This window comes from Frankia sp. Cppng1_Ct_nod (assembly GCF_920656135.1).
GTDB lineage: Bacteria > Actinomycetota > Actinomycetes > Frankiales > Frankiaceae > Protofrankia > Protofrankia meridionalis.
Genome location: NZ_CAKKTK010000016.1, coordinates 60,667 through 71,247 on the forward strand (window position 1 = coordinate 60,667; position 10,581 = coordinate 71,247).

A 10,581-nucleotide genomic window follows, 5' to 3' on the forward strand; every position below is an offset into this window, starting at 1 on the left:
TCACGCCGAAGGTGTTACACGGGGGATACGTAGTGTTCTGCAAAATCGGCCGCGGCAGCCGGTGATGTCCGGAGTCGGTCGAGTCGGACGTCCTGCAACCGCTGCGCGAACGGGTCGGAGAACTCGACATGCACCATGTGCAGAAGTTTGGTGGACGCCTCCTGGGACAGCCAGGCCCTGCGCTGACAGACATCGGAGTACGCATCCAGCGGCCGTTCGTCCAAGTCGTGAAGGGCCGCAGCCACCGCAAGCCCCAGTGTCTCGCCGTCGGCTATGGCAAGTCCGGCACCCTTGGCAGCCGCCGGCGGCACCCGCCGCGAGGCGTCCCCAGCCAGCAGGAGACGCCCGAAACGCATCGGTTCGTAGAAGGCGGAGTCCATCGCGACCACGCTTGGTGGTTCCAGCAAAGGTCCCTCCGCCAGTTCCCAGTCCTCGTCCACGGCAAGCCGCGCTTGCAGTTCCTCCCAGATCCGATCGGCGGGCCACTGCGCGGCGTCGGTTCCGGCTTCCACCTGAAGGTAGAAGCGGCTCGTCTGGTGGTCGCGCAGCATGTGGCCCGCGAACCCCTGTGGACTGACCCCATAGATGATCTTATCGGTGGACGGGGCTACCCCGGCGAGCACCGCAAGCCATGCCCACGGACTTTCATATTGCTGGGTGCAGCGGAGTGCCTCCCAGGGGATGGAGGCACGGGAGACCCCATGATGGCCGTCACAGCCCGCGATGAACCGGCTTTTCGCGGTTCGCCCCTCGCCGTTCGCAGTGACGAACGCGACAGTGGGACGGTCGGACGTCAGTCCATCGAGTGTGACATCCCTAACACTGAACTCGATGGTGCCACCCGCCGCAAGGTAGGCCAAGACCAGGTCCGCGACGAGCTTCTGTTGGGGGTAGACCATGTGATGACGCCCGTCTACGTACTGAGCGTACTCAACGACAAACGCCTGGCGACGATGCCTGAACTCACAGTTGCGGTGGGGGGCGCCCGCGGCTCGTAGGCCCTCGGCGAGCCCGTGACGCTCAAGCACCTCTACCGCTCCCGGCCCGAGCAACCCCGCGCGTGAGCGGCTTTCCACATCCGCCCGGCTGGCGCGTTCGAGGACCAGCGTATCGATACCCTGACGCGCCAGGACAACCGCGGTCACGAGACCTGCGACACCGGCGCCGATCACGATGACATCCGTAACCTGCGGACCCGACTGGCGTCCAGACCCGCCCGGACTGGGCAGCGGGCGACCGTCCGGTGACGATCCCGTCATGCGAGAGCCCCCTCAGAGATCACTAAACAGCCGACGAAGACGTGTCATAGCACTTCGATCACGTAAACGAATGAATTAACCACGGTCAGAATACGATGCCCGCCCCCCGGATGTTCAACTTCCGACAATTTCACCAGAAACGATGATCTCTCAGGCATTATCGGTACGAAAGATCATCGAGCAGGGCAAAACCCACTACTCCACGTCGCCGAGTAATCGCCATGAGCACTCGAGTACCCCCCGCCGACCGACTGTCGCCGCTATGGCGTAATGTCATGCCTCGTATCCCGTGGGTCACGGAACACGGCAAGCCTGCCAAGTAACGAGTCCCGCGAACAAGCAGGTCAAGTACGGCGGCGAACCGGTCGGTGCGGAGGATGGAAGGAGCCAGGATGGGCACTTCCGCAGGTACTCGCCGTAGTTGTGATGGACTAGTGTTTACGGGCACCATCCTTTTGAACTAGTCTCGCGCCGACGTCACGACAACACCGGACCGAACGCCGAATCCTGCCCGCGGTCCTGGTGTCCCCTCCGAGTCGTCACCAGGGCAGGAGCGGGGGACCCATCCTCCACCGGACGACACCGATCCCCGGTGCCGTCCTCGGGGTGAAGTACGCCGCGCGAAGGTCGCGCGACGCGCCGGGCAGCCCAGCCCGAACCCGACAGCTCACCTCGTAGGCGAACGGGAAGGATCACAACCTTGTCTGCGCCTGATGTGCAGCTTGATCCGGCAACATGGTCACGTTCGTCGTCGCAGACGGCCCAGTCGCCGTCCCGCCGACCGCGAGTCGAATCACCAGCACGTCCAGCCCGTGGCCGGCACCGCGCGCCCGCTCCACAGTCAGGAGCAAGTCGCGTGAAGGCCCGAGCAGCGGTCGCCGCGATGACCACTGGTACAGTGGCCGTGTCAGGTGTCGCCCTTGCGGGCTGCGCCCCGACCGACTCAGGTATGGATGAGGCTACGGTCAGCTCCCCTGTCACGCTAGGATCACAGTTCGGAAGCCAGGCTTCACTCGCCAACCTCCGAACATCGGTGATCAATTCGGCGGGCGCCACGGGTCCCGCTTCGATCACGAGTCATGTGATCGACCAGACTGAACTGCATCCCAAGAGCGATGTCGCGCTGAAAGTCACCAACCCGGACGTTTCAGTGCGGGCTGACCAGCCCGTGGAGATGGGGTTCTCGCTCCAGGACGAGCAGACCCACACACCGCTGGCCAACCAGCTCATCAAGGTCCAGGTCAAGCTGCCGGATGGTTGGGCGACCTTCAAGCACCTCTACACGAATGACCAGGGCTTCGCCAGTTACACGGCAAAAGTCCTGACCACGACGCAGATCACCGCCGTCTTCGACGGAACGGACGCCCTGCGGTCAGCGCACTCGGCAAATGTTGGTACTATGACCGTGATTCCGGATCCAACACCGGCGCTGCCGGCGCAGGCGTCCCGGTCGACAGTCCGTTCAGCACTTCAGGTACCGGATACCACGTCAACAAATTCGGCTTCAGCGGGTACAACAGACGCGACCGCAAGCTCGCTCGGCCAGCGGGCTGTGTATCTGGCATCGCAGCAAGCCGGTAAGCCCTATGTTTACGGCGCGGAAGGCCCTTACTCCTTCGACTGTTCCGGCCTGGTCCAGTATGTCTTCAAGCAGCTGGGACGCAGCCTTCCCCGCACCGCCGAGGAGCAGTACGCCGCGACGACCCGTATATCGCAGTACAACAAGCAGATCGGTGATCTGATCTTCTTCGGTGAGCCAGGCAACATCTACCATGAGGGTATCTACGCTGGTGACGGCATGATATGGGTCGCCCCGAAATCCGGTGATGTCGTCAAGCTTGAGAGCATCTGGACCACGTCCTACTCGGTCGGGCGCGTCAGCTAGTCCGTCGATTCCGGTGATCGCTACGCTCCCTGACGCAGCGGCTGCCATTCCCTGAAGAAAACCACAAGCGGGTTCACGCGCGGCCTCCCCCTCCGGTTGTGCGTGAACCTCGTCGCCAGGTCGATGTTGTCGGGATCAACACCGACCTGGCGGCACCCAACACGATTACCTGATGTCTTGCTCCTGCTCGTCAACTCCATAGCGGCCAAAAGTCACGCGACCATGAATCTTTTCGCGCGACCGGAGGCCCCAAGGGATATTTTCGTCGACCCAGAACCCTCATCGGGTCCGAAGACTTCCGCTGGTCGGACCGAGCCAACCCCCCCAGCTCGGAATGCCTGGCGGAACACCGGCTTCCGTCGGCCGGCCGTACTGAACCCCCCCCCACAGTGCGGCCGGCCGGCGGGAGTCATGAGCTCCCGTCGGCCGGCCGTGCCACCCCCCCGACACAGCCGGCCGGCGGGACGCTACGTTCGGGACACTCCGTCGCAGGTGAACTGCGTCACAGGTGAAGCGCCTCGGAGAAGTCCCACAGCTGACGAGTTGTGTTCTCGTCCCAGTTCATCCCGTTGACGGACCGGCGTTGGACCTGAGATGGGCAGCTCGGCGGTTCCTTGACCGTGCCCACCACACCGACCGCGGCGAACAGCGGTTTCTGCCCTGGTGCGGGCGCTTCGCAGGCGGCAGCGAGAGCAGCGCTTCCCCCCTCCCCGAGACCCCAGATGTAGACCCGGGAGAGGTCGATGCGTGACCGCTCCTTCGCGACATACTGGACGACGTCCCGCAGGTACTGCATGTCGATACGCCGCGGGTCGTCCACCTGCCAGGTACTGGCCAGAGCCTCCGGGTACACCACGGCGAAGTCCTTGAGGTCCGCCAGCTTCGATGCCTTGGTGACCTTCTCGATCGCCGCCGCATTATTGATGTTGATGTCATCGTGCAGAACAAGGACCAGAGGTAGTGGCTTGTCGGGTCTGGCCTTGGCGTGCACCTCAAGCTCCCGCCCCTCGGAGACGTAGCCCTTCGGAATCTTGGCACGTTCGGTACGCGGCTTGTTCAAGTGGGCCACGTAGACCAAGGCGACCACGACCACGGCCCCGATGATCAGTACTCGTCGACGGTTCTTGGCCCACAGCTCTTTCCCGGTCTTCAGCGGATTCGATACCACGACACAACCGAACCACACCAGGAGCCATCGATTCGACAGATTCGGCTCATGGCATGCCCGAGTCGAGCACTCCGTCGGATCCCGCCCACACTGCGGCCCACGCTGCGGCCCAGGCTCACCTCCACCCCGCCCACACGCCGGCCCAGGCTCGCTTCCACAACCGGGTCCGGACTTCGGGGCAAGGCACCGGGGTCGACGCATTGCATACCCGCGAATCGCCTCGTTCGTCCAAGTGGTGTATCCACGAGAATCCAGGTGGATGCACCGCCCGAGCGTCACGAGCCGGACAATCCCGTCCTCGGGCGCCCAGCAGAAGCCCAGGACGCGACAAGCAGCCCACTCGGGGCAGGGATGAGGCCGACGTGAATTATGACTATGAACTCGATGATCAGGCGCTAGAGAAGATCGAATACGAGCTGTCCGTTCTCGGCCGCCGGGCAGAACGGTTCCGGATGGCCATCGCAGACGAGTCCGGAACGGTCCTGGACCGTTCCGCCTACCTGCTCCTGGGTCATCTCCATGACCACGGACCCGTCCGGCTCACCACACTCGGCACGATGTTCGCTCTCGACATCTCCACGGTGAGCCGGCAGGTTGCCGCGCTCGCCACTGCCGGGCTTGTCGAGCGTGCGACCGATCCCACCGACCGACGTGCCAGTTTGGTGACGCTGAGCTCACACGGCCGGGACCGCTACCTCGCCACCAGATCAGCGCGGGTGACGACCCTCAGCAACCTGGTGGATTCGTGGGCCAGGGACGAACGCCGCAGCTTCGGCATCCTGCTCGGCCGTCTCAACACCGCGATAGCCCAACGCGACCACGCACGTCTTCTCCCACCGCACGCGACGTGTCCCGCGCCGGGTGCCTACGCGGTAGCCGTGGAACAGGACCTGAGCTCAGGCTGATACCTCGAGTGCGCGCATACGCGTTCTGCGCAACACCTCCGTCTCCACCGGACCGACCAGCGCGGGCAGCGGGCCATGCACCCAGGACAGCAGCAGATCAGCGAGGGCGGGGTTCTGCGCGAGCACCGGACCATGCAGATAGGTACCGATCACATGCCGGTCGACGATGCCGTCGGTCTGGTCCGGAGTGCCGTTACCGATACCTTTTCGGACCAGGCCAAGCGGCATCCCCTGTCCGTCGGGCAGTCGTCGGGTGCGCCCTGCGTGGTTCTCGTAGCCGAGCAGAACCGGCAGCCGTAGCTCGGGCGCCGGTTCGACGACGATGTCTCCGACCGCACGGGGCGGCAGCGGCTGCTCCGAGGAATCGAACGAGCGGCGCGTCTCCACATCCACCAGACCCAGCCCATCGTGGATCTTGCCGTCACCAGCGGGGAACGACGTCCCGATCACCTGATATCCAGCGCAGACGGCAAGAACGACGGCACCTTCGGTAACAGCCCACGCGATCGCGTTGTTCTTGCGAAGACCCTCGGCGGCCAGTACCTGCGGTTCGTCCTCCCCACCGCCGAGAAGGTAGATGTCGCAGCTACCTGGTACCGATTCACCCGCTGGGATCTCGACCACCTCGACCGGCAGACCGCGCCAGCGCAACCGCTGCGCCAGGACGATCGCATTGCCACCGTCGCCATATGTCCCCAGCAGCTCCGGGTAGATCAGGGCGATGCGGGTTCCCGACTCTCCGGTCACGTGAGCGTCCTCATCATGTGGTCGTCCTCATCGGGGCGACACGCCCCAGGATGTCGCGGAAGGCGGTGTAGTTCGCAACAACATCAACAATTGTCTCGTGGACCGTAGCCGCCGCGGTTTCGGCGTCGGGGTGCACCGTGTGGGGGACCTCGGCATATGCCAACCGGACGCTCATGTCCTCCTTGCGCCCACCGGTGACCAGCACCGTTCGGCCCGCCAGCCGTTCGAACGGGACATCCCAGATCCAGGAGGGATCACGGCCGTCGGCGGTCTGCGAGTTAAAGTCGATGATGACCGGCCGCGCCGGTGTGGTGTTGAGCAGTTCCATCATCTCCACCCAGCCCGCAGGGTTCTTGGCAAGCAGGAGCCGACCGTGCACTCCGTTCGCGCCGAGTGGAACCTCCTGGTAACGGCCCTGGACGTCACCGAGTCCGGTCATCGCGGCAAGTGCGTCCTCGACCTCGACCCCGAACAGCCTGGCGGTGGCCGCGGCCATAGCCGCGTTACCGAGATTCACCCGTCCGGGCAGGTCGATGGACGCCGTGATCAGACGACCGAACCACAGGATCTCGGATGGTCCGGTGACCGCGACGATCGGTTCGGGACGCGCCAGACCGCAGCTGCACCACCACCCGGTGGGGTTGCGGTGCAGCAGGTTGGCGCACTGAGGGCACACCATCGCGTCGGCGGTCCAGTTCTGCCCGACCGACACCCAGATCTGGTTCGACCAGCCGGACGCGGCCCAGACGACCAACGGGTCGTCGACGTTGGCAACCGCGGTGGCATCAGGCAGCTCGGCGCCGAGCTCACGCCAGAGACTCGCAATCCTGCGGGTCTCGTTCGACCGGTCGAGCTGATCACGACTGATGTTGAGGAGCAGGACCGCGCGGGGGTGGATCGCCCGGGCCACCTTCGGTAGCCAGATCTCGTCCACTTCAAGCGCTGCGGTTGCGTCATAGGGTGGCCTGGACAGGGCCGCGAGTACGCCCGGCGCCATGTTGGCGCCACCGCTGTTGCTCTTCACCGGACCGAGAGTGCCCAGGGCACGGGCCAACAGCCGGGTGGTGGTGGTCTTGCCGTTGGTTCCGCTGACACAGGCCGCGAGCCGTCCGGCCGCGACCTCTGTGAGGATCTGTGGGGAAACCTGCAGCGCGAGCTTGCCGCCGATCATCTCGCCGGATCCGCGTCCCAGCCGGCGGGATGCCGAGGACGCGAGCTTCTCCACAGCGAGGGCGGCACGGGTGCGGGCGGAGAAGCGGCGCGGGAATGGTGTGGTCATCGCCTCATCAGCGTGCCACGGCTCACCCCGCCGGTTACCGATACCCCGGTGCATGTCCATCAGGAGTGGCGTGCACACGGCAGACGGAGATCGGATCAGATCGGGACGCCGCGGCTGCGTAGCCATGCCAACGGGTCTACCGGACTGTCGTTGACATGCACCTCGAAGTGCAGATGGGGACCGGTGGAATGGCCCTCGTTGCCGACCAGGGCGATCTGCTGCCCTGCGACGACCGCTCCGCCGCGAACGGCGAGGACACGCATATGGCCGTAAACAGTCTCAACACCGTCACCGTGCTGGAGGGTGATCTCATTCCCGAAACCGGACGCCGGCCCGGCGTAGGGGACGTACCCGACAGTCGCGGCCCTGATGGGGACACCGAGCGAGGCGGCGATGTCCAGTCCGAGATGACGCCCGGAGCCTGACACCGGGTTGAACCCCCGGGAGATCGTCCCGTTCGTCGGCGTCCTCCAGCCCGATTCAGCCGCGCCGGGCGGACCGGGTCAGCCGGCGGCAGCGGCGAAGCGACGTGACAGGTCCGGACGGCCACCGTGGTCGAACTGGCCACCACCCGTGGACCGGACTGCGAATCTGTGGATAACTGCATACGGCACTTCGGTGCGGCGGCACGGATCAACGTCGTCCGGCCGGCGACAGCAGGGCCGCGGAATCACCGAACAGATGCACGGAGTTGGGTATGGACGCGATACGAGAACGTGGGAGGGTTCGGTGACCCAGAGAGCCAATGCCATCGGCCGCGAGCATGGACGCTGGAGCGCTCACGAGATCGACCTCGACGAGGTCGAAGACCTTGATGCGCTCGCGGATCTGATGCGCGACATCTCCGCGGAACTCGTCGTCACCTTTGTCGAGGAGGACGAAGAGTACCTGGGTATCGTCCGCGTGGACGGCGACACCGGTGATCCACGGGTGTTCCTGTCGGACCATCGGGTGCTGTCCTCTTCACCCCTGGCCGACCGGTTGTTCGCTGGCGCACTGGCCGTGCCGAGCAGCACGGACATCGAAGACGAAACCGACGACACGCCGCTGAGCGCGGCACCGGCCGGGGACATCGAGCTGCTTGCCGACATCGGCACGGACGCGGACGCGCTGGTCGAGCTGATCACCGAAGAGGGCCTGCTACCAGCGGACGTCGCGTCCGCGATCAGCGAGCGGGCCGGCTGCGCGGACATTCTGGACGAGATCGGGAACTGAGGTGACGGCCGTCCCCGGCGCTGACCCCTTCGTCCTCACCAACCTGATGGGCGCGGCGCTGAAGGAGGCCGAAAAAGCCCTGACGACCGGGGACGTCCCGGTCGGGGCCGTCGTCGCGGACGCGGCCGGGAGGATCATCGGTCGAGGCCGGAACGCCCGCGAAGCCGATCAGGATCCGACCGCCCACGCCGAAGTGGTCGCGCTGCGGGCCGCCGCGGCGCGGAGCGGGTCCTGGCTGCTGTCCGGGACAACCCTGGTCGTCACCCTGGAGCCGTGCACCATGTGCGCCGGCGCGCTGCTCCTCGCCCGTGTCGCCCACCTCGTCTATGGCGCCTACGACCCCAAGGCCGGCGCGGTCGGGTCGCTGTGGGACGTAGTCCGCGACCGTCGACTGGAGCATCGCCCCGAAGTGATCGCGGGTGTGCGCGAGCCGGAGTGCTCAGGCCTGCTCGCGGACTTCTTCGCCGCCCGCCGAAGCCGGTGACACGACGACGGGTGACCCGGCGGACAGTGACGGTGCACCGACGGCCAGACCACGACCGAAGTGGTAGGAACCGGCCCGGACAACAGAAGTGCCCGCTACAGGCACGCGCCGACCGGGATGGCCACAGCATCAAGTAAGCTAGCCCGCGGTGGAGTCGCCTAGTGGCCGAGGGCGCACGCCTCGAAAGCGTGTGAGGGGGCAACCCCTCCGTGGGTTCAAATCCCACCTCCACCGCTCGGACCGAGCCTGATCAGGTTCAACCTGATCAGGCCATGGTCGCCAGGATCGCCGCGATGTCAGCCGTCTCGGTACACGGGTTGACGATCGCGAACCGTGTCACGGTCTCCCCCTCGTGAACGGTCGGGGTGACAAACGCGAAACCCGCCTGAAGCAGCTTGTCCGTCCACTCGTAGTAGTTTTCCGGTGCCCAGTTCAGACGACGCAGAACAACTACGGAAAGCTGCGGATCACGCACCAGTTCTACGTAGGGCAATGCCCTGATCTGATCGGCCGCAGCCTGCGCGGTGGCCAACGACTTTTCAACAGCCGCACTGTAGGCGCGGGTACCGTGTGCGGCAAGTGAAAACCAGAAGGGCAGGCCGCGCGCACGTCGCGAAAGCCCGATCGCATAGTCCGCGGGATTCCAGGCGTCCGGGGATTCGAGAACCTCGAGATAGCCTGCCTTCTGAGCATGCGCGGAACGCGCCAGCGCCGGGTCCCGGTAAATCAGCGCACAGGCGTCGAAGGGTGCGAACAGCCATTTGTGCGGGTCGACAATGAAGGAGTCGGCCGCTGCGACACCGTCGAAAAGATGTCGGACCGATTCCGCCGCGAGCGCGGCCAGACCATAGGCACCGTCGATGTGCGCCCAGATACCCCGTTCGTGGGCGACGTCAACGATCCCTCGGATGTCGTCGACAATACCGAACTGTGTGGTACCGGCCGTCGCCACAACGGCGAAGACGCTGTCGCGGATGTCGGTGTCAGCCGCGTCCAGAGCCCTGGCCAGCGCAGCCCCGGTGAGCCGCCCGTCTGCACCCACCGGCACGACCAGGACGTCGACGCCCATGACCCGGGTGGCGGCCTGGACGGAGGAATGCGCATCGGAGCCGCAGGCGACCCGCCACCGCGTGGGCTCTGCGCCTCGACCCGCCACGGTGCGCCGGGACTGCATCGTGTGTCTGGCCGCGACCAGGGCGGAAAGGTTCCCAAGCGTTCCACCCTGAACGAAGACGCCGCCGGCCTCGGGCGGAAAGCCGGCCAGGTCGGACAACCAGCGCAGTGCCTGGTTCTCCGCGTAGACGGCCCCGGCACCCTCAAGCCAACTTCCCGCGTATACCGATGACGCCCCGACAACAAGGTCGAAAAGGGCTGCCGCCTTGGTGGGAGCCGCCGGGATGAACGACAGATTGCGCGGATGGTCGACCGAAATGCACGCTCTGGAGAGGAGCTTGTCGAAAATCCCGAGCACCTCGACACCCCCCAGACCGTCCGGGGTAATCATTTCACCCACCGCGGCGGTAAGGTCTGCCCATGACCGGGACCCGTCCAATGGAACAGGGTCGAGACGCAGCCTGTCCCGCGCATAGTCAACTATAGCCTGGGCCAGAATATCGCTTTCCACGTCATAGCGGTGCAC

General features: G+C 65.4%; 10 protein-coding genes, 1 tRNA gene and 1 riboswitch. Of the genes, 5 read left to right on the top strand and 6 right to left on the bottom strand.

Features of this window, described 5'->3' with window-relative positions; all coding sequences use genetic code 11:
• Positions 1-14 precede the first annotated feature (14 nt).
• Complete coding sequence (locus tag NBW77_RS07380; protein WP_165486336.1) at positions 15-1,172, bottom strand: 4-hydroxybenzoate 3-monooxygenase; 1,158 nt, start codon at positions 1,170-1,172, stop codon at positions 15-17.
• Between the two features lie 606 nt (positions 1,173-1,778).
• Positions 1,779-1,954: riboswitch (cyclic di-AMP (ydaO/yuaA leader) on the top strand.
• A gap of 20 nt (positions 1,955-1,974) precedes the next feature.
• On the opposite strand from NBW77_RS07380, the gene NBW77_RS07385 reads away from it, so the two are divergent.
• Positions 1,975-3,144 carry a C40 family peptidase gene (locus NBW77_RS07385; RefSeq protein ID WP_207387217.1) on the top strand — a complete coding sequence of 390 codons (1,170 nt, stop codon included), beginning with the start codon at positions 1,975-1,977 and terminating at the stop codon, positions 3,142-3,144.
• A gap of 502 nt (positions 3,145-3,646) precedes the next feature.
• On the opposite strand, the gene NBW77_RS07390 is transcribed toward NBW77_RS07385, so the two are convergent.
• Complete coding sequence (locus NBW77_RS07390; RefSeq protein WP_250279480.1) at positions 3,647-4,312, bottom strand: alpha/beta hydrolase family protein; 666 nt, start codon at positions 4,310-4,312, stop codon at positions 3,647-3,649.
• A 362-nt stretch (positions 4,313-4,674) separates the two neighbouring features.
• On the opposite strand from NBW77_RS07390, the gene NBW77_RS07395 reads away from it, so the two are divergent.
• On the top strand, positions 4,675-5,217 hold the full coding sequence (locus tag NBW77_RS07395) for a MarR family winged helix-turn-helix transcriptional regulator (protein ID WP_250279481.1): 543 nt from the start codon (positions 4,675-4,677) through the stop codon (positions 5,215-5,217).
• Here NBW77_RS07395 and NBW77_RS07400 read toward each other — a convergent pair.
• The 3 genes from NBW77_RS07400 to NBW77_RS07410 form a co-directional block, all read right to left on the bottom strand.
• Entirely contained in the window at positions 5,209-5,964 is a 756-nt protein-coding gene (locus NBW77_RS07400; protein WP_131749193.1) for a type 1 glutamine amidotransferase, read from the bottom strand. The two genes, NBW77_RS07395 and NBW77_RS07400, sit on opposite strands and share 9 nt — an antisense overlap.
• Positions 5,965-5,977: 13 nt before the next feature.
• Positions 5,978-7,243: a MurT ligase domain-containing protein gene (locus tag NBW77_RS07405; protein ID WP_131749195.1), complete on the bottom strand. Its 1,266-nt coding sequence runs from the start codon at positions 7,241-7,243 to the stop codon at positions 5,978-5,980.
• A gap of 95 nt (positions 7,244-7,338) precedes the next feature.
• On the bottom strand, positions 7,339-7,671 hold the full coding sequence (locus NBW77_RS07410; protein WP_165486337.1) for a M23 family metallopeptidase: 333 nt from the start codon (positions 7,669-7,671) through the stop codon (positions 7,339-7,341).
• A 301-nt stretch (positions 7,672-7,972) separates the two neighbouring features.
• Between NBW77_RS07410 and NBW77_RS07415 the strand changes: the two genes are divergently transcribed.
• The 3 genes from NBW77_RS07415 to NBW77_RS07425 all read left to right on the top strand — a co-directional run bounded on the left by NBW77_RS07415 (position 7,973) and on the right by NBW77_RS07425 (position 9,176).
• Positions 7,973-8,458 carry a tRNA adenosine deaminase-associated protein gene (locus NBW77_RS07415; protein WP_131749199.1) on the top strand — a complete coding sequence of 162 codons (486 nt, stop codon included), beginning with the start codon at positions 7,973-7,975 and terminating at the stop codon, positions 8,456-8,458.
• Between the two features lie 46 nt (positions 8,459-8,504).
• On the top strand, positions 8,505-8,942 hold the full coding sequence (locus NBW77_RS07420) for a nucleoside deaminase (RefSeq protein ID WP_131749238.1): 438 nt from the start codon (positions 8,505-8,507) through the stop codon (positions 8,940-8,942).
• Between the two features lie 147 nt (positions 8,943-9,089).
• A tRNA-Ser gene (locus tag NBW77_RS07425) sits at positions 9,090-9,176 on the top strand.
• Positions 9,177-9,207: 31 nt separating this feature from the next.
• Here NBW77_RS07425 and NBW77_RS07430 read toward each other — a convergent pair.
• The coding region (locus tag NBW77_RS07430; protein WP_250279482.1) for a pyridoxal phosphate-dependent decarboxylase family protein at positions 9,208-10,581 on the bottom strand (1,374 nt) is incomplete at its 5' end.

Bases quoted from the DNA above. Each gene is read 5' to 3' on its own strand.
- NBW77_RS07405 (WP_131749195.1), bottom strand. From the start codon at position 7,243: ATGACCACACCATTCCCGCGCCGCTTCTCCGCCCGCACCCGTGCCGCC.
- NBW77_RS07420 (WP_131749238.1), top strand. From the start codon at position 8,505: ATGGGCGCGGCGCTGAAGGAGGCCGAAAAAGCCCTGACGACCGGGGAC.